Raw genomic sequence first — 23,072 nt, forward strand, 5'->3', positions numbered from 1 at the left:
ATCCAATCAAGGAGACTTAAGGTGGCATCTACCTCATTCTACGATCAGATCAACCAACAGCTTGCCGACGTCAAGGCCGAAGGCCTGTACAAGAGCGAGCGTGTAATAGTTTCTCCGCAGCAACCGGCCATTCGCGTCAACGAAGCAGAAGTTATCAACTTCTGCGCCAACAACTACCTGGGCCTGGCCAATCACCCTGAATTGATCAAGGCGGCGCAGACCGGGTTGGCAGACCATGGCTTCGGCATGGCCTCGGTACGTTTTATTTGCGGAACCCAGGACATTCACAAGCAACTGGAAGCCAATCTGTCCGAGTTTCTCGGCATGGAAGATACCATCCTCTACTCCTCCTGCTTCGATGCCAACGCCGGCCTGTTTGAAACCCTGCTGGGCCCGGAAGATGCCATAGTGTCGGATGCCCTGAACCACGCTTCTATCATTGACGGTGTCCGCCTGTGTAAGGCCAAGCGTTTCCGCTACGCCAACAATGATATGACCGACCTGGAAACCCAACTGATCGCCGCCCGCGATGCCGGTGCCCGCCATATCTTGATAGCGACAGATGGGGTGTTTTCCATGGATGGGGTTATTGCCAACCTCAAGGGTATCTGTGATCTCGCCGACCAATACGGCGCTATGGTCATGGTCGATGACTCCCACGCCGTTGGCTTTATCGGCCAGAACGGCCGCGGCACCCACGAATATTGCGATGTGATGGGTCGTATCGACATCATTACAGGCACCCTGGGTAAGGCGCTGGGTGGCGCTTCCGGCGGCTTCACCGCGGCCCGCAAAGAAGTTGTCGATTGGTTACGTCAGCGTTCACGCCCTTACCTATTCTCCAACTCACTGGCGCCTTCCATCGTCAGCGCTTCGATTCGGGTGCTGGAGATGCTCAAAGAGGGCCAGGAACTGCGCGAAGCGGTATGGGAAAACAGCCGTTATTTCCGTGAAAAAATGGCTGCAGCCGGATTCACCCTGGCCGGTGCCGATCACGCCATAGTGCCGGTCATGCTGGGTGATGCCAAGTTGGCCAGTGACTTCGCCAACCGCCTGCTGCAGGAAAACATCTATGTCATCGGCTTCTCCTTCCCGGTAGTACCCAAGGGACAGGCCCGTATCCGTACCCAGATGTCGGCGGCTCACAGCCGTGAACAGCTGGACAAGGCCATCGAAGCCTTCACCCTAATCGGTAAGGAGATGGGTATCATCTGATACCTATCCCATGGAGTAACATGATGAAAGCACTGAGTAAACTCAAGCCTGAACAAGGCATCTGGATGGTAGACGCGCCCAAACCTGAAATGGGCCATAACGATCTGCTGATCAAGATTCGCAAGACCGCCATTTGTGGTACCGATGTGCATATCTACAACTGGGATGAGTGGTCACAAAAGACCATCCCGGTTCCTATGGTTGTCGGCCATGAATATGTCGGCGAAGTGGTAGATATGGGTCAGGAAGTTCGTGGCTTTAATATTGGTGACCGAGTGTCAGGCGAAGGTCATATCACCTGTGGTCACTGCCGTAATTGCCGTGGTGGCCGCACTCATTTGTGCCGTAACACTGTGGGTGTTGGGGTTAACCGCGAAGGCGCCTTCGCCGAATATCTGGTGATCCCGGCCTTCAACGCCTTCAAGATCCCCGATGATATCAGCGACGATCTGGCCGCTATCTTCGACCCCTTTGGCAACGCGGTACACACTGCGCTGTCGTTTGATCTCGTCGGTGAAGATGTGCTGATCACCGGAGCCGGCCCCATAGGCATTATGGCCTCCGCGGTTTGTCGCCATGTCGGTGCCCGCCACGTAGTTGTCACAGATGTCAACGAATACCGTCTGGAACTGGCGCGCAAGCTGGGAGCGACCCGAGCCGTCAATGTGGCCAAGGAAAAACTCGAAGATGTGATGAGTGAGCTCGGCATGACAGAGGGCTTCGATGTCGGCCTGGAAATGTCCGGTGTGCCATCGGCCTTCCACTCCATGTTGGATACTATGAACCACGGTGGCAAAATTGCCATGTTGGGGATCCCGGGTGGCGATATGGCCATAGACTGGAGCAAGGTCATCTTCAAGGGGTTGGTGATAAAGGGCATCTATGGCCGGGAAATGTTTGAAACCTGGTACAAGATGGCCAGTTTGATCCAGTCAGGATTGGATATTGCACCTATTATCACCCACCATTACAAGGTGGATGACTTCCAGCAGGGCTTCGATGCCATGCGTTCGGGTCAATCCGGCAAGGTCATTCTCAGCTGGGATTGATCATCAAACAGGGCGCTGTACTCATGCAGCGCCCTGATGCACACTGTTAACAAGCATCACCTCTTTTACAGGCAAAGTATGTCCAGTTACCAACACCTTTCTGTCGTTCAACTCCAGCAAATGATGGCCGAAGATGCCGAGCTGCAGATAGTAGATATTCGCGACCCTGCCAGTTTCGAGACGGCCCATATTCCAGGAGCCGTCCGCCTCGGCAATGACAATCTGGCCGACTATCTAAGGGACGCCGATATGGATAAGCCCTTGGTTGTCTGCTGTTATCATGGCATCAGCAGCCAAAGCGCAGCGGAATATTTGCAACATCAAGGATTCGATGAGGTCTACAGCCTGGATGGCGGTTTCGCTGCCTGGCCGAGGGACTGAGGCATGGAAATCGGCCGCCTCCCCAATGAACGTGCTGCCCAGGCGCTGGTAGACTACCTCAAGGGTGAAGGGATCCCCTGTCGCATCACACATCTGGAACAGGGGGTGGCCATCCATGTTATTGAGGACACAGACCAAGCCAAGGGGCGCAAAGCATTTCTCGACTTTGTCCAAGATCCGTTAAACCCCAAGTACTTGCAGGCCTCTTGGGAGCATGGCGACAACCGAATCCGCTTTGACTATGGCGCGCCATCGCTGCAACTGCTGAGTCAATTTATTACCGGCGCCGGACCGCTGACGCTGATCATTCTACTGGTCTGCATAGCTATCTTCGCAGCCATGAACCTGGGCTACGGCAATCAGGTATTCGAAGCCCTGGCCTTCTTCGGCGCCACTTCGGATGCCGGTTTCAGCCAATTCTGGCGCCTGTTTACCCCGAGCCTGCTGCACTTCTCGGCGCTGCATATCACCTTTAACCTACTCTGGTGGTGGGTCTTGGGTGGCAAAATAGAAAACCGTATCGGTCTTGCTCCTTTACTGACTCTGCTGTTGGTCGCCGGTACATTGCCCAATATAGTGCAGTTCTATCTCAGTGGTCCCAACTTCGGCGGTCTTTCCGGGGTTGTCTATGGCCTGGTGGGTTATACCTGGGTCAGCGGCCGTATGAGCCCAGAGAAAGGCATAGGTCTGCCACCGGCCTTGATGGGTTTTATGCTGTTGTGGCTGGTACTTGGCTTTATGGATGTGTTTGGCCTTTCGATAGCCAACGGCGCGCATCTGGGTGGACTCTTGGTCGGGCTGGCCCAAGGCTGGCTCGACAACCGCGGGAAAAAATAATCCTATGTGGCTCAGGTTTGTACACGCCAAAGTCACTCTGCACAGCCGGCAACACTAAAAAGAGGGAGCTCAGGCTCCCTCTTGAATAGGTTCAAAGTAACTTGGACAGGGCTTAGGCCAGCTCCAACACCTTGGCCACCAGCTTTTCAATGCCACTATTGGCCTCAGCAATGGAACCTGCCAGCATGTAAGCCGGGGTGCTGACTATCTTGCGCTCACTGTCGACCGCAATTTCATCTACCTTGGCATTTTGATGTTCACCGCCCATGGCTACAAAGGCCGCTGCGGTTTCAGCGTCCGTCCCTATGGTGCCTCTGGCCCCTTCACCATAGAGGCTCGGGATCATCACAGGCGCGATACAGATAAAACCCACCACCTTGTCTGCACTGATAAAACGGCTGATAAATTCACGTACCGGAGCGGCAATCTCACTATTGCTGCCATTTACGGCAAAGTTACAGAGGTTTTTAGCGGCCCCGAAGCCTCCGGGAATGATCAGGCCGTCGAAGTCAGCTACATTCAGATCAGAAGTCGCCTTGATATCACCCCTGGCAATTCGAGCAGCCTCCACCAACACATTGCGCTGCTCAGTCTCCACGACTTCACCCTTGAGATGATTGACCACATGCATTTGAGGAATATCAGGGGCAAAACACTGGTAAGCCGCGCCCGAACGAGACAGGGACAGCAGGGTCAACACCGCCTCATGGATTTCACTGCCATCGAAGACACCGCAACCACTGAGAAGAACTGCGATTTTTTTCATTAAAAATTCCCTCTTATGTCATTTGGGTTTAACAAACCAGTTACAAGCTGGTTGATCTGATTAAAAATCATGCTAACTTAATTCATCGTCTCTGCTAAGAGGCGATTTTTACCGCTACCAAGGTGCGAATCTGGAAAAGGAATTTAAAAAATCCACAACCGATAAGATTTAGTAAAACTTTTACCTGACTCACAAAAAAACAAATAACAAATAAATATCAACAAGTTATAAAAACAACTTTATGTTGTTCTCTACCGCCTTTCTCTATGTTGATTTTTTCACCCACAGACTTATCCACAGGCTGTGGGTGATTTTGTCATGGCCGAAAATGCCTTGATATGGCATGCTTAGCAGCACTTAAGACAGCTTAGATTGAAACAAAACTATGCCAACAATAGCAGAAAACCCCCTCGTCCTTGTGGATGGTTCTTCCTACCTCTATCGGGCCTACTATGCGCCGCCTCACCTGACTAATTCCAAGGGTGAAGCTACCGGGGCTGTTTATGGCGTAGTCAATATGTTGCGCAGCTTGCTGGGCAAATACAAGCCACAACAGATGGCGGTTGTTTTTGATGCCAAGGGTCCCACGTTTCGTAACGAGATGTACGCCGAGTATAAGGCCCACAGGCCACCAATGCCTGATGATCTGCGAAGTCAGATAGCCCCCCTGCATGCCATCATCGAGGCTCTTGGCCTGCCACTCCTTTGTATTCCCGGGGTTGAAGCCGATGACGTGATAGGCACTCTTGCCTCCAGGGCCAGTAAGGAAGGCCGTGCCATTCTGATCAGCACAGGCGATAAGGATATGGCGCAACTGGTGGATGACAACGTCACCCTGATCAACACAATGACAGACACCATAATGGGACCGGAAGAGGTCACCAGTAAATTTGGTGTCGGCCCCGAGCTTATCATCGACCTGTTGGCCCTGATGGGCGACAAGGCCGATAACATCCCGGGACTGCCTGGTGTGGGTGAGAAAACCGCGTTGGCCATGCTGACAGGGGCCGGTGGTGTCGCCAAGCTACTGCAGCAACCGGATTGTGTCACGGAACTTGGCTTCCGTGGTGCCAAGACCATGGCCAAGAAAATCACCGACAATGCCGAGATGCTGCAACTATCCTACGATCTGGCAACTATCAAAACAGATTGCGAGCTGGATCTGGATTGGCATCAACTCAATATTACCGAGCCCAATAAAGACCAACTGACACAGCTTTACGGCGAGATGGAGTTCAAGCGTTGGTTGGCAGAAGTTCTGGACAACAGGATGCCGCACCCCAAGGCGGCCAACACAACAGCGCCAGAGACTCAGGAGGAAACCCCATCTCAAGTCACCATAGAGACAGAATACGAAACCATACTGACAGAAGCCGCACTGGAAAAATGGCTGAAAAAGCTGGCCGATGCCGAACTGATGGCGGTAGATACTGAAACCACCAGCCTCAACTATATGGACGCCAAACTGGTGGGTTTGTCCTTTGCCGTCAAGGCTGGAGAAGCCGCCTATCTGCCACTGGGACACGATTACTTGGATGCCCCCGAGCAGCTGCCTAGAGAAGGGGTATTGGCCAAACTCAAGCCTATTCTCGAAGATCCCGAGATAAAGAAAGTCGGTCAAAATCTGAAATATGACATCAGTATTCTGGCCAATGCCGGTATCAAACTGGCCGGTGTCGCCTTCGATACCATGCTCGAATCCTATGTATTCAATTCTGTAGCATCCAGACACGACATGGATGGCCTAGCGCTCAAGTATCTGGGGCACAAATGTGTCAGCTTCGAAGATATTGCCGGTAAAGGCGCCAAGCAGCTGACATTCAACCAGATCCCTTTGGAAACAGCGGCGCCTTACGCCGCCGAAGATGCCGATATCACACTCAGGCTACATCAACACCTGTGGCCAAGGCTTGAGCGGGAGCAAGAGTTAGCCAACGTTTTCACCGAACTTGAGTTGCCGCTTATTCAGGTGCTCTCACAGATGGAACGCGACGGAGTGTTGATCGACAGTATGCAACTGTCGCAGCAGAGTGATGAGCTGGCACAAAAGATAGATGCGCTGGAGCAAAAAGCCTATGAGATAGCCGGAGAGAAGTTCAATCTGGGTTCTCCCAAACAGCTGCAGGCGCTGTTCTTCGAAAAGCTGGGTTATCCGGTGATCAAGAAAACGCCGAAAGGCGCGCCATCCACCGCCGAGGAGGTATTGATAGAGTTGGCGCTGGATTATCCATTGCCAAAGATCATTCTCGAGCATCGCAGCCTGACCAAGCTCAAGAGCACTTATACAGATAAGTTACCGCTGATGATCAATGGCAAAACCGGCCGGGTGCATACCAGCTATCATCAAGCCAACGCTGCCACCGGCCGCTTGTCGTCCAGCGACCCTAACCTGCAGAATATTCCTATCCGCACCGAAGAGGGGCGCAGAATTCGTCAGGCCTTTATCGCACCTTCAGGGCGCAAGATTCTGGCCGCCGACTACTCACAGATTGAGCTCAGGATCATGGCTCACCTGTCCCAGGATGCCGGCCTGCTGGCGGCATTCGCCGAGGGTAAAGATATTCACAGAGCAACGGCGGCTGAAGTCTTTGATGTGGCTTTTGAAACTGTCACTCCAGAGCAGCGCCGACGGGCCAAGGCGGTTAACTTCGGTCTTATCTATGGCATGTCCGCCTTTGGCTTGGCACGCCAACTGGATATTCCCCGCACTGAAGCACAAAGCTATATGGATACCTACTTCAAGCGTTATCCCGGCGTGCTCAAGTATATGGAAGAGACCAGGGCACTCGCTGCCGAGCAAGGTTATGTCTCCACACTCTTTGGTCGGCGCCTGTATCTGCCGGAAATCCGTGATCGCAATGCCATGCGGCGTCAAGCCGCAGAACGGGCTGCAATCAACGCTCCTATGCAGGGAACAGCAGCCGACATCATCAAGAAGGCGATGATCAAAGTTGCCGACTGGATAGCCTCTGATACCAAGGGGGAAATCACCATGATCATGCAGGTTCACGATGAATTGGTGTTTGAAGTCAATGAAGCGAAAGCCGAAGAGCTACAACACCAGATCTGCAAACTCATGGCTGAAGCCGCTACCCTGGATGTACCTTTGCTGGCTGAAGCCGGCTTGGGTGACAGCTGGGATCAGGCTCACTGATAATCTATCTATTCCATCAAGAGCCATCCTTCGGGATGGCTTTTTTGTGTTTTGAACACAAGGCTATGATTATCCGCATCTGCTCCCGTCATTAGCTACCCTACCTGAACTAAAAACAACAATTTTTGGCAAAAAATCGACAAACCAGCGCTAAAAGCCTGCTTTTTAAGCTCATTTTTGTAATTTAAAGATCAAAAGGCGCTTTTCTAGCCAACGATTCTTGTGATCGACTCCACATTATTGTCGTCTTTTTGAAAAAACAGTTTTCCCATTAGAGATAAATACAGTATTATTCTCGGCGTAGGGTACAGAGGTTAAGATGTTCTATCTTTCAGACCTTTATTTCACTTTTAGTGATCAGCCAAATTCTGGCGCCCCAGCAATCATTTGCTGGGGCTTTTTTTCGTCCGCAATATTTTTTAGAGTAATTACTTTAAAACTGACTCGGTTCGCGTTATGCTACCGCCATTGAGAGCCATCGAAGTCCAAGTTTGATGGTACTTGAGTCTTGTTGAAATTTTAGCTTCTCCCCAAAAGAGCTAATTTAACCGGTGACTGAGTCGCCGGTTTTTTTTGTCCTGAATTCTCCCGGCACACACTGCAGATACAAAAACGGCAGCCTATATGGCTGCCGTTTGCATAGTTTGAGTCCATCACTCTTGTTCGTTCTCTTCTTGCTCCAACCAGGCTGGATGGCACCACTCATCCAGAATCGCCAGAACCTTAGGTTTCCCGGTTCCCTTAAGTGATGAGAAAGGCTCGACTCTGACCCAATCACCAAAGTCAGCCAGCGCTTTACGTACCTCATTGACCGTCTTCATCTTGGCACTCTGTGGCAGCTTATCAGCCTTGGTCAGCAGTGCCAGCACAGAGATCTCACTGGCAACAGCCCATTCAATCATCTGCAAGTCCAAGTCTTTCAACGGATGGCGAATATCCATCAGCACCACCACACCACTCAGGCAAGCACGCTTTTGTAAATACTCACCCAACGACTCTTGCCATTTGAGCTTCATGGCCAGTGGTACCTGAGCAAAACCATAGCCGGGTAAATCCACCAAACGGCGCTGCTCATCGAGCTCAAACACGTTGATCAGTTGAGTACGACCTGGAGTTTTACTGGTTCTTGCAAGGTTTTTCTGCTCGGTCAAAGCATTCAAAGCGCTTGATTTACCGGCATTTGAGCGACCGGCAAAGGCGATTTCCACGCCGGTGTCGCCCGGTAAGTGCTTGTCCAAATGGGCAATATCAGGCGCACTGATAAGGAATTTTGTCTTGCGAAAATCGATACGAGTTGCTGTCACTTCTGACTCCGGAATTTTGCTGGGTGATAGCATAAATATTGAAGACTTGCTTACTTTTCCACGTTTTCGTGTAAAATATTAGCCCGATCACATTATTTGTATTTTACCACGCTTGCGGGTCACCCTAGTAAGCTCAGGACAATAATTTAACGAAAGAAGTTGGAACGCCATGAAAAAGTTAGCCCTTGCGCTGTCTGTAGTCGCCGCCATATCTTCACCTGCGATTGCTGAAGGTAATGCTGAAGCGGGAAAAACCAAAGCCATTGTCTGCTCTGCCTGCCATGGCCTTGATGGCAACAGCATGATCGACATGTATCCCAAGTTGGCTGGTCAGCACACAACCTATCTGCAAAAACAGCTGCGGGAGTTTCGTAGTGCAGCCCAAACCGGTGGCAAAGATGGCCGTATGGATCCTATCATGGGCGGCATGGCGGTAGCCTTGAGCGATCAGGATATTGCCGATGTTGCAGCTTATTTTGCCAGCCAAACATTGCAAGTTGCTGAAGTTAAGGATGTTCCTGATGCCGGCGAGAAGCTGTTCAAGGGTGGTGATATGTCTCGTGGCATAGCCGCTTGTTCCGCTTGTCACGGTCCTGAAGGCAAAGGCAGTGAACTGGCCGGTTTCCCGGCAGTTGCTGGGCAGCACGCCAACTACATCAAGATCCAGTTGAATAAGTTCCGTGATCAGAGCCGTCATAACGACTTAAACGGAATGATGCAGGACACAGCTAAAAAGCTGAATGATGCAGACATTGAAGCGCTGGCCAAGTACATCTCCAGCCTGAAGTAATTTTTGCTGTAGCTTGGAAAGGGGTGACGTTTCACCCTTTTCTTAAGCCATAAAGTTTACGTTTACGTAAACTGAAAATATTAATACTTGACACAGATCACAGATTTAGGTTTAATGTGCCCGTACCGAGATAAACCCATCTGTTTGTATAAAAACTTTACCAACAACATTCAGGTTTCGGTATAATTTACATTCAAGATATAAGAATAAAGCAATCCAATAACAATAAGACTACTAAGACCACTCGCAAATAATAATAACGAGTCGAGATTTCAGTTTGAAATCCAGGTCAATAAAAGTAAGGAACCGGCGATTTTGCCAAACCGCTTTTTAGCATTGTCCTTACGAATTAACAGGGGAACTTGCTCCAACAGGAAGATGTTTGCAGGACTCAAACATTGGCACAGGAAGCAACGCGCTTTGGATGCACTGGCTGGAAGCTTGTTATCACTGGAAGGTACTTAGTAGACAAGGATGGTCTGTTAGGCGTCACAGAAGACGACTGGATAATGATGAGCCAATTTGGCCATCGCTATTTGCAGGAAACCCAAGAAAGTGTCTGGAAGACCGATAACGAGAAAAGCTGCAGGGAAAGCTGTCAAAAAAAGAAGGATATCGACCGGGAAAGTCGCATAGCAAGTAAGGAAACTTGAAATCAGAATAGGGTGTTAGTTAGCACCATCATAAGGCGGCAGCCATACTGCCGCCTTTTTTTATGGCATAATTTATTAACCACCGTTGAGCAGATATTAATTAGTCCATGCGTCGTTGCCCACTGTGTCATAACGATCATGCTGAACTCAGCTTTCAGGATAAGAAACGAGGTTTTTATCTCTGTCCCGAATGTCGGCTGTTGTTTGCAGATTCCAGCAGTTATTTGTTACCCGATGCCGAGAAACAGCGTTACGGCAGAGCCCGCCAAGCAGGAAAGCAAAAGCAGTTGGCACGCTTTATCCACCCCTTGTTGGAACAACTTCAATCTTTGCAACCCGCGCCGCTATTTGGTCTCAACTTCGGCCGGGTGCTAAGCGAAGAAGGACTGCAGCAGATCAGCAACGCCGGCCACCATTTACAACAATTCGATCCCTTTTTTGCGGCAGACCACCAGCTACTACACCACCAATATGATTTTATCTGTTGTTTTCGGGTGTTCGAGCACTTCAGAACCCCTGCCAAAGAGTGGAGCTTAATCGAAACGCTGCTGAAACCAGGGGGTTGGCTGGCCATATCCACTCCGCTACTGACATCTTTGACGGCGTTTGCCAAATGGCATTACAAGAACAATCCGACTCATGTCAGCTTCTACCAGCAGCAGACTTTTGCTTACTTGGCATCTCTGGGTAAATTTAAGCTAATATTTGCAGCGCAGGACTTCATCTTGATGCAAAAAACATCAGGATCTGCTATAACACGCGACCTTGATGCAGAACCGCCGCTTGTAGACTGAACCCGGCACGGTTCGGACGCAACCAACTACTTTTTATCGAGAGAATTATGTCCCGTAGTAAAAAGACCCGTAAAGTCGGCGAGAACAACCCCAAACTAGCCCCCAGAACCAAGAAATCTGAGCGCGCTCCGGCCCGTAAGAAACAGGATTCAGGCAATAAGGCGGGCAGCCGCCAAAACCCTGCTGCTCCAAAGGGGCAAAAGCGGGCAGGCTCTGACAAACAAGATATCCGCCTTGGCAGTAAAAAGCCTGTCGCTTTGGATATAGTCAAAGAAAAGGTTGCACAGCCCAAACAACCCAAACTGACCGATGAACAGTTGCTGCTGCAACTGGAGGAAGATCCGCGCCTGAATAAGCTGCTGGATCAGTTGGAAGAAGGACGGGAACTGGCCGCCGATGACCAGCAATGGCTGGAGCGGCAATTGGCCAAGATAGAGAAGCTGATGGAAAAACTTGGCATTACCGATTTGGATCAGGCCGATGAAGCCCCAAGCAAGGGTCATAGCGATGACGAATTGCTGGAGAAATTCGAATCCGGTGCTGAGCTTCTGAAACAATACCAAGACAACTAACGGAGGCCGGGATGCAGTTTATCCTTATCACCTTAGCCATGTTGATCATCATAGGCCTCAGCGCCTATGCCACAGTGTTGCTGCTGCGTCTGAGGAAACAAACTCAAGCCAGAGAACAAGCGATGGCTGAGCAAAAGGCGGTTATGGAAGCTAAACAGGCATCCCTGCTTGCCGATATTCGCTATATTGCTGCCGCAATGACAGAAGAGCGTTGTGAGTTGTCTGAAGGAGTGGTCAGAATCGTTAAACTGTTCGATCTGCTGTCGCTGACAGAAAGAGTCAGTGGTGATTACCCGGATGTGTTTATGCATTTTGAGCGCATCAAGGATCATCCAATTCTGGAGGCCAGGGCTCAGTTGCCCAAGCAAGAACGGATGCGGCTCGACCTGGCCAGAATGAAGTCTGAAGCCGAGCTGGAGCAAGGCATATTGGCCGATGCCAAGAAACTCTCCGAGTTTCAGCTAAAGCCAACCCACTAAGGTTTCAACTGCCGGCTTGCTTCTCAGCAGTCGGCAGCGCTTTCTACACTAACGCTCTTCAAACCTTCTGCCCATATGGCCTTCTTGGCCCAAACATGTCAGTTTAATAGATAGTGGGTTAATAACCCTCTATCTATTCAGCCGAGTAGCTATCGCACCCGCTGAATCCCTTCCCCGGCGTGAGTCGGTGCACAAAACCTCAATAAGACAACAGACATCGAAAGCGTTTTCATGGATATTCCCTAACGTCCAGTTGTGTACATGTAATTTTTACAACCTGGATCAAGGTTATTTGAGCTATAACCCTGCATACTTCGCTCATTGCTAATTTACTGTCGGAGGACACGCCTTGAAGCAGCCCACTCATATCAGCTGGGATCAATCAATGATCGAGAAATATAACTACAGCGGTCCCCGTTATACTTCCTACCCAACGGCGCTGGAGTTTGACGACTCATTCACCGAAGGCGATCTATTGTCGGCCATAGCCGGCAGCAAAAGCGACAAACTGTCTCTGTATATCCATATCCCTTTCTGCGCCAAGCTGTGCTACTACTGCGGCTGTAACAAGGTAATCACCCGGCATCAGCACAAAGCCGATCAGTACATAGAGTACCTGGCAGCCGAGATCGTCAAGCGGGCGCCTCTGTTCAAGCACTACACTGTGACTCAGATGCACTGGGGCGGTGGCACACCGACTTTCCTTAACCCAGAGCAAATCATCAAGTTATCGTCACTATTGAAGAGTCACTTCAACTTTGCCGAACAGGGTGAATACTCTATCGAAGTCGACCCTAGAGAAATCGAACTGTCTATGCTGGATGCCCTCAAAGAGGCAGGGTTCAACCGTATATCCATTGGGGTGCAGGACTTCAATAAAGAGGTTCAGGTAGCAGTTAACCGTGAACAGGATGAAGACTTCATTTTTGCGCTGATCAAAAAGGCCAAAGAGATGGGCTTTGTCTCTACCAATGTCGATTTGATTTACGGCTTGCCTCATCAAACACCGGAAACCTTTGCCGAAACCATTCAGCGAATTCTGGATCTGTCTCCAGACCGTCTGTCTGTATTCAACTATGCTCACCTGCCGGCCCGCTTCGCGGCCCAGCGAAAAATCAAAGATGAGCACCTGCCCAGCCCACAACAGAAGCTGGACATGCTGCATCAGACTATTAAGACCCTGACCGGCGCCGGCTATCAATACATAGGCATGGATCACTTCGCCAAACCCGATGATGAGCTGGCCAAGCTGCAAAGAGAAGGCCGATTGCACCGTAACTTCCAGGGCTATACCACCCAGGAAGAGTGTGACCTCCTTGGACTAGGGGTGTCGTCCATCAGTCAGATTGGTGACTGTTATGCGCAGAACCAGAAAGATATTCGCCCTTACTATGAAGCCATAGATGAGCAGGGCCACGCTCTGTGGAAAGGCTGTAAACTCAATCGTGATGATGAAATCCGTCGCGCGGTGATCAAGCAGCTTATCTGCCACTTTGAGCTTGATATGGCCAAGATGGAGCAACAACTGGGGATCCAGTTTGAAGAGTACTTCGCCGAAGATCTCAAGCTGTTGCAAACCTTTATCGACGATAAACTGGTTAACATTGAAAACCGTCAGATCAGCATCAGCCCAACCGGGCGCCTGTTGATCCGTAATATCTGTATCTGTTTCGATGTCTACTTCCGAGAAAAGGCACGTCAGCAACAGTTCTCCCGGGTAATTTAACCCTGACTAGAATAAAAAAGCCGATGAATCATTCATCGGCTTTTTTTGTGTCTTAACCAAACTTTTATGCTTTAGCGGCGTAAAGTTCCCGGCGCTCGCTGTCTGAGAGGAAGGCCATCTCCATGCCATTACGCTGCAGCTTGGCCAACTCAGCGTCGGTGAAGCCCATCTCCTGCTTAACCACACGATATTCATGCTTGATATCTATGGCACTGACGCCTGGATCATCGGTATTCAAGCCAACCAGCACACCGGCTTCCATAAAGGTTCGCAGCGGATGCTCTTGATAACTGCTCACAGTGGAAGTATGTAGATTACTGGTGGGACATGACTCGATACCTATCTTGTGTTCCACCAGATACTCCATCAATTTGGGATCATGAATGGCATTGACCCCATGGCCTATGCGAGTCGCCCCCAACTCCTTGATGGCTTGCCACATGCTTTGAGCACCGGCGGCTTCTCCGGCGTGAGCCGTTATCTGAAGTCCGACATCACGCACCCGCTTGAAATGCTCGTTAAACAACTCACCGGGGAAACCCAATTCATCACCGGCCAAATCAACCGCGACCAGAGACTCCCTGTGCGCGAGCAAGCCATCCAACTCCTGAGTACAAGCCTGCTGGCCAAATGAGCGAGACAGAATACCTATCAGTTTTATCTTAACCTGATAGTCCTTGAGCCCGGCTTTTACACCATCAACAACGGCTTCCACCACGCCTTCTATCGGCAGCTTGTGATTCATTGCCATGTAGTAAGGGCTGAACCTTAATTCGGCATAGTCCAACCCGGACAATGCCGCATCGGCGACATTTTCATAGGCCACCCGCTTTACCGCATCCAAATCGGCCAGCACGGCAACCATCCAGTCCAGCTTTTTCAAGAAAGCCACCAGGCTGGATTCTTTACCCTGGATCTGTACATAAGGTGCCAAGGCCTCAAGCGAGGCCGCCGGCAAGGCAATGCCATGTTGGTGACCCAGTTCCCATATGGTCTCAACCCTGACATTGCCGTCCAGATGGCGATGTAAATCGACCAACGGAATTGAAGTATCAATCATAAAAATAACCCCTGTATGAACTACCCCGCCAATTTAGTTATTTTTTTGGTCTGGGGACGCTTAAGTGTAACACGCCTTTTGTTAACACCTCTTAGTCTGCAGACAGGCTTTGTTACCAAAAGGTGAGCTCGAATGGCTGGGGCTGCCACCAAGCTTGAGGCATAATCCGTACTCAAGGATAAAAAAGGAACAAAATCAAATGAAAAAACTCCTGCTCCCCCTGTTGCTCACCGGACTCTTGGGCGCCTGCCAACACCCTACTCATGAAGCCAACACGCCAGAAATAGGCAAGCAACTATCCCAAGCCGATAGCCAACTCCAGCAGTTAATAGCCGATGCCTGGCAGCAAAGGCTGGCAGAAAGCCCACAGATGGCCTTCCAGTTTGGCGATGACTCGGCCGCGGGTAAGTTAGCAGACTTGTCAGCTGAAGCTCTGGCGGCCGATGCTGCGGCCAATTCAGCACTTTTGCAACGGCTAAAGGCCATACCCAGAGAACAGCTGAGCAAAGAAGCCGCCATCAATGCCAGTATTCTCGAATACCAATTGCAGGAGAGCGTGGATAGCTTCAGGTTCAAGGCCCATTACCTGCCGATTACCTCAGAGAGTGGCTTCCACGCTTACATTGCTTCTATGGCCTCCGGGCCATTCAAGACAGAAGCCGATTACCGTCATTACCTGCAGAAGCTGCGATCTCTGCCGCGCTATTTCCAGCAACAGATACACTGGATGCGCCAAGGGCTTGCCGAGGGCATCACTCAGCCGCAATCTGTGCTGAGAGGGTTTGAACAGAGTATTCAGGCCTATATGGTACCAGTGCAGCAAAGCAGCTATTTCAAGCCGTTTGAGACGTTTCCAGAACACTTTTCTGCCAATCTTAAACAGGAACTGAGCCATGCCGGGTACGTCAGTGTCGAGCAGCATGTGTTACCGAGTTATCAAGCCTTCTACGACTTTATGACCGAGGAATATATCCCCGGCGCCCGTCAGAGCATTGCCGCATCAGCTCTGCCCAATGGTAAGGCCTTTTATGAAAACAGGGTCAAGTACTACACCACTCTGAATATGACGCCTGAGCAAGTCCATCAACTGGGGCTGAGTGAAGTAAAACGGATCCGCGCCGAGATGGAACAGATCATCAAACAAACCGGTTTTAAAGGCAGCTTTGCCGAGTTTCTGCATTTTATGCGCACCGACAAACGCTTTTATGTGAGCACGCCGGAGCAACTGCTCAAAGAGGCCTCCTATATTGCCAAAAAAGCCGATGCCATGTTGCCACGTTATTTTGGCAAGCTGCCACGCAAACCCTATGGCGTAGCCCCTGTACCGGCAGAAATTGCCCCCAAATATACAACCGGGCGCTATTCCGGCTCCAACTCGGAGACTGTGGCGGGTTTTTATTGGGTGAACACATATGCCTTGGATAAGCGACCTCTCTATGAATTGGAAGCACTCACCCTGCATGAGGCTGTTCCGGGTCACCACCTGCAGATTTCCCTCAATCAGGAGTTGGAGCAACTGCCCGATTTTCGCCGCTACAGCTATATCTCGGCCTTTGGCGAGGGATGGGGACTATACAGTGAATATTTGGGGCTGGAAGGGGGTTTTTATCAAGATCCCTACAGCAACTTTGGACGCCTGACTTACGAGATGTGGCGCGCCGCTCGCTTGGTTGTCGATACAGGCATGCACACCCAAGGCTGGAGCCGTCAGCAGGCAATAGACTTTATGGCCGGCAATACGGCTCTGTCGCTGCACAATGTCACCACAGAGATAGACAGATATATCTCCTGGCCTGGGCAGGCGCTGGCCTACAAGATTGGCGAGCTGACTATCAAACGTCTGCGAAAGCAAGCAGAAGACGCCCTGGGGGAAAAGTTCGACATCCGCCAATTCCACGATGCAGTTTTGGCACAGGGCTCAGTGCCCATGTCTGTGCTGGAACAACAGATAGCCGATTTTATCGCCTCACAGCAATGAAGGCCTGTTTCTGATACACTCGGCCAGTGCCTTTGAGCACTGGCTTTTTTAGATCAGGAAATATTGGATGGTAACGACCCAGGCCCGCAACGCAGAACCCGCTTCAACCCAGTCTCAATTGGAGACTTTCTGGCAAGGTGTCACCCATGCCAAGCTGGCAGTGGGATTCGGTAAAGAGCTGGCCTACGGTTATATTTGCCACCCAAAGGCGAAACAGGCCGTCGTCATCAGCAATGGCCGGGTTGAGAGTTATCTCAAGTATCGGGAGCTGATCCATGACTTCTATCAGCAAGGTTTTAGTGTCTACGCCTTGGATCACATTGGACAAGGGCTATCCAGCAGGCTAACCGCCAATCCTCACCAAGGGCACATAGATAAGTTTCAGGACTATGTTGATCACTTGCACTGTTTCGTTGAGCAAGTAGTAGTTTCAAACCAATATGAACAGTATTTTCTGGTAGGCCACTCCATGGGAGGAGCGATAGGAACTCTGTATTTGCAGCAATATCCCCAGAGATTTACTGCCGCGGCCTTCTCTGCCCCCATGTATGGGATCCGTTTGCCAATGCCGCGCAACTTCGTACGTTGGTTGGCGGGGAAACTCAATAGTTATGGCCCGCATACCGAGCCCAACTACGTGTTATCCGGCCATGATTATCGTCCACTCGAGTTTAAAGATAATCAATTGACCCACAGCGAAAGCCGGTATCAGGCCTTACTGGATTTATGCCGGCAACGTCCGGAGATCCAACTGGGCTCGCCCACCAATCAGTGGTTGATAGAAGCATTGGATGCTTGCGAGAAGACCATCACCGCAGCCAGAGAGTCCAAGGTCCCGATCCTCATTCTACAAGCTGAGCAGGACACTATCGTCGATAACCAGGCGCAAATCGCTGCGATTGGCCCCGAGGTAATACTGGAAAAGATCACGGGAGCCAGGCATGAACTCTTTATTGAAATCGATGCAATACGTGAGCAGGTGCTGAGTATTATTTTCAACTTCCTGGCGCAGCACACGGTAACTCATGCTTCGGCGCATGCAACAGAGTCGCGAACTCAGTCTCAGACAGAGGCTGACTGAACAGATATCCCTGGAAGCTGTCACAGCCGAGCTGGTTCAAAAAGGCTCTTTGCTGAGCCGTTTCAACCCCTTCTGCAACCACTTTCAGCTCCAGGCTGTGGGCCATTTCGACTATGGCCCTGACTATAGCATCCGCACTACGCCCCGAGCCTATCTTCTGCACAAAAGAGGCATCTATCTTCAATCTGGATAGAGGCAGGTTCTGTAAATAACTCAACGAGCTGTAACCTGTGCCAAAGTCATCTATCGCCACAGATATCCCAGCCTTCTTCAACAGATCGATTCGGGTATTCATGATGCACAAGTTGGTCAACAGGGCGTACTCAGTCAACTCCAGCTCCAATGCATCCGTAGCAATCCCCTGGGCCTTCAACAAGGCGATCAGGCGCTCCACAAACTCAGGCTGGTTAAACTGCCTGGCACTGAGGTTGATGGCAATTTTAGGCACTTTTATGCCTTTGGCCTGCTGCTCACGAATGAAGCGACAAACTTCAAGAATGACCCAATGGCCAATCTCACTGATAAGGCCGCTGCCTTCAGCAATGGGAATGAAGTCCGCCGGCGAAATATTCCCCTGCTGCGGATGTTGCCAGCGTAATAACGCCTCAGCCCCTGTCAATTGCCCCTGACTATCGACTATTGGCTGATAAACCAAAGAGAGTTGTTGCCGCTCGATGGCATAGCGCAGCTCATTCTGGATCAGCAGATTCTGGTGAGCCTTAACCTCCATCTCGGAGTTGTAGATCATGCAGTTATCTCTTCCGCCTTCCTTGGCCTGGAACATAGCCATATCGGCTCGCTTCAAAAGCTCCTCGGCATCAATATCATCCTGATCATCGAACAGGCAAACACCAATGCTGGCAGACACATGCAGCTGCTTGTCACTGATATTAAAGGGTCTGGCAACCAACAGCCTGATCTCACTGGCCAACGCCAAGGCCCGCCTTGCCGCTGTGGTTTTGTCTTGGGTCAGGTCTTTTGCCAGGATAACGAACTCATCTCCCCCTAACCTGGCAACCAAAGTATTGGCAGTAAAATAGCCCGAGAAACGAGCGGCCAGCTGTATCAACAGCCGATCTCCCAAGTGATGCCCTAGAGTGTCATTAATGGTTTTGAAATTATCCAAGTCGATAAGAAACAGCGCTGCACACTGCAAGCTGTTGTGACAGTGCTTTTGCTGCTCATACAAGGCGTCCATCAAGGCGCGACGGTTAGCCAAGTTAGTCAATGCATCATGATTGGCTAAATGGGCCAGAGCTTGCTGATTACGTACATCATCCGACACATCAGCATGGGTACCGATAATCCGGCAAGGGCGCCCCTGCTCATCCCATTCAACCAGCATTCCCCTGTCCAGCACCCAGATATAGTGCCCCTCTTTATGGCGCAGACGGTGAACACTCTCAAACGCCTCGGTTTCACCATTGAGGTAGGCCTGTAGAGACGACAGCACCGCCTCTCTATCATCGGGATGAAGTCGACTTTCCCAAGTAGAATAAAGCCCTTCAAGCTCATGAGGGCCATAACCTATCATCTCTTTCCAGCGGTCCGACAGAAAAACTTCGCCGCTGGCGATGTTCCAATCCCAGATCCCATTGCGGGTTCCTTCCACCGCAAATAACCAGCGTTGCTCATTGTCTCTCAATTGTTTCAGGGTTCGCTGCAACTTCTGTTGACTCTGATGTAAATAATCCTGCAGCACCCGTACTTCGCTGAAAAGCCACGGACTATCTATATGAAAAGAGCTGCTCTCACCTTTCCGGGCCTGCCAAACCAAGCTTCTTAAAGGGCGGATCAGCATAAAGTGCAACACCAGCATAAAGCCCAAAACGAACAAGGCTCCCAAGCCCCAAACCCGCATAAACCGTACATTAAGAGCATCTGTCACCTTAGCCATTGCCGGTGACAAATCATATTCCAGGTAGATTAGCTCGACCTTTTCACCAAAGCCCACGGGGGCTTCTGCAGCTATAGGGTAATAGGCTTGTATCGATAGTCGATCCGGATTGGCAAATATCAAGGATTTACCTGAGTTGACCACTTGCCGCTGCAGTTCCATAGAATAGCCATCGATAACCTGCAAAGCCCGGCTGTCGCGCCAGACTACATGATTGGCGTGGCGAATAAGGCTGGTGTCATCAAGCAGGATATACACCATTATATTGAAGTCGGTTGCCGCCAGAGATATTTCTTCAGCCACGCTATCCAGATTGTGGTTACCTACAGCCTTCTCAACAAGATGCTGCATCCTGAACAGCTCTTTCTTGAGCTGTTCTATCTGAACCGAAGCAGCCTCAGACTCCAGTGATTGACGCTCATAGAAATACTCCCCGGCAACAAGACAGAGATAAATAAAAAATACACAAAAAGGAACAACATAGGCCATGGCAGGCCTTGGCATCTTCACAAATCAAATCCTTGATGCTCATGACAAGAAGGCACACATAACGCTTAATGCTAACGGCAAATTAACTTACAGGCAAAGAGTCTAACTTCAAAATTGTTTTCGTGCTCAAAGACGCTGCCAGGTAATGCAGGTAGGAAGCTTAAATAACCAGGGAATGCTAAGGGCAAACAATCCAAAGCGGCTTTCGCCTGAATAAGGGGGAGTAGATATCACGAGCAGGATCAATGGGGTGGGGCTAAGCAAAATCCATAGGTTCCAAACCCAAAGAAGCCACGAGTACCTTTATTGAGGATACCAGTTGGGTGAAATCTTTGTGCTCCAGAGACTGGATAAATCTGACCAAACAAACGGGTCGAGCCATTCTCAATATCTCCACAGCACCATCTCACATGGGGGCGAAAGACATCTGCTCATCAAGCACAGCTTGATAGATGGCTGTAGCGCGAAGCAGCTTGGCTGCGAGCTGAGGGGCACACACTGCGCCAGCAGCTTTGGGCTGCATGTTAAGTCATGCTCGCTGGAAGCGAGACAAACAAAAAAGCCCTAGCTAAATGCTAGGGCTTTTTTGTTACTGTTTTGTCTCCACTTTTTTTAAAAAGTGAAAATAAAATGAGGCGTCTGGCGATGACCTACTCTCACATGGGGAGACCCCACACTACCATCGGCGCGATTGCGTTTCACTTCTGAGTTCGGGATGGGATCAGGTGGGACCACAATGCTATTGTCACCAGACATATTTGGTAATCTGGAAAGCTGTGCTCTTCTTCAGAGCCTGAGTTCAAACTTCAATCAAGTATCGACTTCTTCAAGTCCGTAAAACCCATCTGGGTTGTATGGTTAAGCCTCTCGAGTCATTAGTACAGGTTAGCTCAACGCCTCGCAACGCTTACACACCCTGCCTATCAACGTCCTGGTCTCGAACGGCTCTTCAGAGGGCTCCAGGCCCTAGGGATGACTCATCTTGGGGCTCGCTTCCCGCTTAGATGCTTTCAGCGGTTATCGATTCCGAACGTAGCTACCGGGCAATGCCATTGGCATGACAACCCGAACACCAGCGGTTCGTCCACTCCGGTCCTCTCGTACTAGGAGCAGCTCCCCTCAATCATCCAACGCCCACGGCAGATAGGGACCGAACTGTCTCACGACGTTCTGAACCCAGCTCGCGTACCACTTTAAATGGCGAACAGCCATACCCTTGGGACCGACTTCAGCCCCAGGATGTGATGAGCCGACATCGAGGTGCCAAACACCGCCGTCGATATGAACTCTTGGGCGGTATCAGCCTGTTATCCCCGGAGTACCTTTTATCCGTTGAGCGATGGCCCTTCCATTCAGAACCACCGGATCACTATGACCTGCTTTCGCACCTGCTCGACGTGTCTGTCTCGCAGTTAAGCTGGCTTATGCCATTACACTAACCGTACGATGTCCGACCGTACTTAGCCAACCTTCGTGCTCCTCCGTTACTCTTTGGGAGGAGACCGCCCCAGTCAAACTACCCACCAGGCACTGTCCCTAACCCCGATTAGGGGCCCAGGTTAGAACATCAACACTACAAGGGTGGTATTTCAAGGTTGACTCCAACAAGACTGGCGTCTCATCTTCATAGTCTCCCACCTATCCTACACATGTAGGGTCAATGTTCAGTGCCAAGCTATAGTAAAGGTTCACGGGGTCTTTCCGTCTAGCCGCGGGTATACGGCATCTTCACCGCAATTTCAACTTCACTGAGTCTCGGCTGGAGACAGCGTGGCCATCATTACGCCATTCGTGCAGGTCGGAACTTACCCGACAAGGAATTTCGCTACCTTAGGACCGTTATAGTTACGGCCGCCGTTTACCGGGGCTTCGATCATGAGCTTCTCCGAAGATAACCCAATCAATTAACCTTCCGGCACCGGGCAGGCGTCACACCGTATACGTCATCTTGCGATTTTGCACAGTGCTGTGTTTTTGATAAACAGTTGCAGCCACCTGGTATCTGCGACTCCCGTCAGCTCAGAGAGCAAGTCTCATCACCAACAGGAGCGTACCTTCTCCCGAAGTTACGGTACCATTTTGCCTAGTTCCTTCAGCCGAGTTCTCTCAAGCGCCTTGGTATTCTCTACCCGACCACCTGTGTCGGTTTGGGGTACGATTCCTGCTAACCTGAAGCTTAGAAGATTTTCCTGGAAGCATGGCATCAACCACTTCATCCCCTTAGGGACTCGTCGTCAGCTCTCAGTGTATGTGTGCCCGGATTTGCCTAAGCACACCACCTACTACCTTAAACGCGGACTACCAACGCCGCGCCGGCCTAGCCTTCTCCGTCTCTCCATCGCAGTTAGCAGAAGTACGGGAATATTAACCCGTTTCCCATCGACTACGCCTTTCAGCCTCGCCTTAGGGGTCGACTCACCCTGCCCCGATTAACGTTGGACAGGAACCCTTGGTCTTTCGGCGAGGGGGTTTTTCACCCCCTTTATCGTTACTCATGTCAGCATTCGCACTTCTGATACCTCCAGCGTGGGTTACCCCTTCGCCTTCAACGGCTTACAGAACGCTCCTCTACCGCACTGATGCAAGCATCAGTACCCGTAGCTTCGGTGAATTGCTTAGCCCCGTTACATCTTCCGCGCAGGCCGACTCGACTAGTGAGCTATTACGCTTTCTTTAAATGATGGCTGCTTCTAAGCCAACATCCTAGCTGTCTAAGCCTTCCCACATCGTTTCCCACTTAGCAATTACTTTGGGACCTTAGCTGACGGTCTGGGTTGTTTCCCTTTTGACGACGGACGTTAGCACCCGCCGTCTGTCTCCCGGATAGCACTCTTTGGTATTCGGAGT

17 protein-coding genes and 2 rRNA genes (1 of these 19 cut by a window edge) are annotated in these 23,072 nt (G+C 50.7%); 13 read left to right on the plus strand and 6 right to left on the minus strand.

Translation table 11 applies throughout. The annotated features are described in order from the left end of the window. Positions 1-21: 21 nt before the first annotated feature. The 4 genes from ACSHSR_RS21775 (at position 22) to glpG (ending at position 3,482) form a co-directional block, all read left to right on the plus strand. Positions 22-1,215, plus strand: coding sequence for a glycine C-acetyltransferase (locus tag ACSHSR_RS21775; RefSeq protein ID WP_479631144.1), 1,194 nt, complete (start codon positions 22-24; stop codon positions 1,213-1,215). 23 nt (positions 1,216-1,238) lie between these two features. Continuing rightward, positions 1,239-2,264: an L-threonine 3-dehydrogenase gene (gene tdh / locus ACSHSR_RS21780; RefSeq protein ID WP_479631538.1), complete on the plus strand. Its 1,026-nt coding sequence runs from the start codon at positions 1,239-1,241 to the stop codon at positions 2,262-2,264. A 78-nt stretch (positions 2,265-2,342) separates the two neighbouring features. Beyond that, complete coding sequence (gene glpE / locus ACSHSR_RS21785) at positions 2,343-2,645, plus strand: thiosulfate sulfurtransferase GlpE (protein WP_025888989.1); 303 nt, start codon at positions 2,343-2,345, stop codon at positions 2,643-2,645. 3 nt (positions 2,646-2,648) lie between these two features. Next, a complete protein-coding gene (glpG, locus tag ACSHSR_RS21790) occupies positions 2,649-3,482 on the plus strand; it encodes a rhomboid family intramembrane serine protease GlpG (protein WP_208142313.1) in 834 nt (277 codons plus the stop codon). A gap of 112 nt (positions 3,483-3,594) precedes the next feature. On the opposite strand, the gene elbB is transcribed toward glpG, so the two are convergent. Next, positions 3,595-4,248, minus strand: a complete 654-nt coding sequence (elbB, locus tag ACSHSR_RS21795; RefSeq protein WP_479631145.1) for an isoprenoid biosynthesis glyoxalase ElbB — start codon at positions 4,246-4,248, stop codon at positions 3,595-3,597. 385 nt (positions 4,249-4,633) lie between these two features. Between elbB and polA the strand changes: the two genes are divergently transcribed. Continuing rightward, complete coding sequence (gene polA, locus ACSHSR_RS21800) at positions 4,634-7,402, plus strand: DNA polymerase I (protein ID WP_144218793.1); 2,769 nt, start codon at positions 4,634-4,636, stop codon at positions 7,400-7,402. 653 nt (positions 7,403-8,055) lie between these two features. Here polA and yihA read toward each other — a convergent pair. Next, positions 8,056-8,706 carry a ribosome biogenesis GTP-binding protein YihA/YsxC gene (yihA, locus tag ACSHSR_RS21805; RefSeq protein WP_479631146.1) on the minus strand — a complete coding sequence of 217 codons (651 nt, stop codon included), beginning with the start codon at positions 8,704-8,706 and terminating at the stop codon, positions 8,056-8,058. A gap of 169 nt (positions 8,707-8,875) precedes the next feature. Between yihA and ACSHSR_RS21810 the strand changes: the two genes are divergently transcribed. From ACSHSR_RS21810 to hemN, 6 genes are all read left to right on the plus strand, one after another. Continuing rightward, positions 8,876-9,496, plus strand: a complete 621-nt coding sequence (locus ACSHSR_RS21810) for a c-type cytochrome (RefSeq protein WP_025009066.1) — start codon at positions 8,876-8,878, stop codon at positions 9,494-9,496. 398 nt (positions 9,497-9,894) lie between these two features. Further along, positions 9,895-10,149, plus strand: coding sequence for a hypothetical protein (locus ACSHSR_RS21815; protein ID WP_025009065.1), 255 nt, complete (start codon positions 9,895-9,897; stop codon positions 10,147-10,149). A gap of 107 nt (positions 10,150-10,256) precedes the next feature. Continuing rightward, positions 10,257-10,943 (plus strand): methyltransferase domain-containing protein, encoded by a 687-nt coding sequence (locus ACSHSR_RS21820; protein WP_025888988.1) that lies wholly within the window; start codon positions 10,257-10,259, stop codon positions 10,941-10,943. A gap of 47 nt (positions 10,944-10,990) precedes the next feature. Beyond that, the gene (gene yihI / locus ACSHSR_RS21825) at positions 10,991-11,515 is read left to right on the plus strand and encodes a Der GTPase-activating protein YihI (RefSeq protein ID WP_025009063.1); all 525 of its coding nucleotides are present in this window, start codon (positions 10,991-10,993) and stop codon (positions 11,513-11,515) included. An 11-nt stretch (positions 11,516-11,526) separates the two neighbouring features. Beyond that, positions 11,527-11,994 (plus strand): DUF2489 domain-containing protein, encoded by a 468-nt coding sequence (locus ACSHSR_RS21830; RefSeq protein ID WP_025009062.1) that lies wholly within the window; start codon positions 11,527-11,529, stop codon positions 11,992-11,994. A gap of 349 nt (positions 11,995-12,343) precedes the next feature. After that, positions 12,344-13,720 (plus strand): oxygen-independent coproporphyrinogen III oxidase, encoded by a 1,377-nt coding sequence (hemN, locus tag ACSHSR_RS21835; RefSeq protein WP_082052781.1) that lies wholly within the window; start codon positions 12,344-12,346, stop codon positions 13,718-13,720. A 64-nt stretch (positions 13,721-13,784) separates the two neighbouring features. Here hemN and add read toward each other — a convergent pair whose 3' ends face one another. Next, a complete protein-coding gene (add, locus tag ACSHSR_RS21840) occupies positions 13,785-14,780 on the minus strand; it encodes an adenosine deaminase (protein WP_479631147.1) in 996 nt (331 codons plus the stop codon). Positions 14,781-14,979: 199 nt separating this feature from the next. On the opposite strand from add, the gene ACSHSR_RS21845 reads away from it, so the two are divergent. Together ACSHSR_RS21845 and ACSHSR_RS21850 are read left to right on the plus strand one after the other, a co-directional pair. Then, positions 14,980-16,758, plus strand: a complete 1,779-nt coding sequence (locus tag ACSHSR_RS21845) for a DUF885 domain-containing protein (RefSeq protein WP_479631148.1) — start codon at positions 14,980-14,982, stop codon at positions 16,756-16,758. A gap of 67 nt (positions 16,759-16,825) precedes the next feature. Further along, positions 16,826-17,839, plus strand: coding sequence for an alpha/beta fold hydrolase (locus ACSHSR_RS21850; RefSeq protein ID WP_234523083.1), 1,014 nt, complete (start codon positions 16,826-16,828; stop codon positions 17,837-17,839). Here ACSHSR_RS21850 and ACSHSR_RS21855 read toward each other — a convergent pair. The 3 genes from ACSHSR_RS21855 to ACSHSR_RS21865 form a co-directional block, all read right to left on the minus strand. Continuing rightward, positions 17,754-20,240 (minus strand): putative bifunctional diguanylate cyclase/phosphodiesterase, encoded by a 2,487-nt coding sequence (locus tag ACSHSR_RS21855; protein WP_479631539.1) that lies wholly within the window; start codon positions 20,238-20,240, stop codon positions 17,754-17,756. The genes ACSHSR_RS21850 and ACSHSR_RS21855 overlap by 86 nt on opposite strands. A 622-nt stretch (positions 20,241-20,862) precedes the next feature. Next, positions 20,863-20,978: ribosomal RNA gene (gene rrf, locus ACSHSR_RS21860) — 5S ribosomal RNA — on the minus strand. A 101-nt stretch (positions 20,979-21,079) separates the two neighbouring features. Continuing rightward, positions 21,080-23,072, minus strand: a 23S ribosomal RNA gene (locus tag ACSHSR_RS21865); it runs 900 nt beyond the window's last position.

It is taken from the genome of Shewanella sp. VK101 (assembly GCF_056497865.1).

Bases quoted from the DNA above. Each gene is read 5' to 3' on its own strand.
- ACSHSR_RS21845 (WP_479631148.1), top strand. From the start codon at position 14,980: ATGAAAAAACTCCTGCTCCCCCTGTTGCTCACCGGACTCTTGGGCGCC.
- polA (WP_144218793.1), top strand. From the start codon at position 4,634: ATGCCAACAATAGCAGAAAACCCCCTCGTCCTTGTGGATGGTTCTTCC.
- ACSHSR_RS21830 (WP_025009062.1), top strand. From the start codon at position 11,527: ATGCAGTTTATCCTTATCACCTTAGCCATGTTGATCATCATAGGCCTC.
- ACSHSR_RS21820 (WP_025888988.1), top strand. From the start codon at position 10,257: ATGCGTCGTTGCCCACTGTGTCATAACGATCATGCTGAACTCAGCTTT.
- ACSHSR_RS21850 (WP_234523083.1), top strand. From the start codon at position 16,826: ATGGTAACGACCCAGGCCCGCAACGCAGAACCCGCTTCAACCCAGTCT.
- ACSHSR_RS21810 (WP_025009066.1), top strand. From the start codon at position 8,876: ATGAAAAAGTTAGCCCTTGCGCTGTCTGTAGTCGCCGCCATATCTTCA.
- glpG (WP_208142313.1), top strand. From the start codon at position 2,649: ATGGAAATCGGCCGCCTCCCCAATGAACGTGCTGCCCAGGCGCTGGTA.
- yihI (WP_025009063.1), top strand. From the start codon at position 10,991: ATGTCCCGTAGTAAAAAGACCCGTAAAGTCGGCGAGAACAACCCCAAA.
- tdh (WP_479631538.1), top strand. From the start codon at position 1,239: ATGAAAGCACTGAGTAAACTCAAGCCTGAACAAGGCATCTGGATGGTA.
- elbB (WP_479631145.1), bottom strand. From the start codon at position 4,248: ATGAAAAAAATCGCAGTTCTTCTCAGTGGTTGCGGTGTCTTCGATGGC.
- add (WP_479631147.1), bottom strand. From the start codon at position 14,780: ATGATTGATACTTCAATTCCGTTGGTCGATTTACATCGCCATCTGGAC.
- ACSHSR_RS21855 (WP_479631539.1), bottom strand. From the start codon at position 20,240: ATGCCAAGGCCTGCCATGGCCTATGTTGTTCCTTTTTGTGTATTTTTT.
- glpE (WP_025888989.1), top strand. From the start codon at position 2,343: ATGTCCAGTTACCAACACCTTTCTGTCGTTCAACTCCAGCAAATGATG.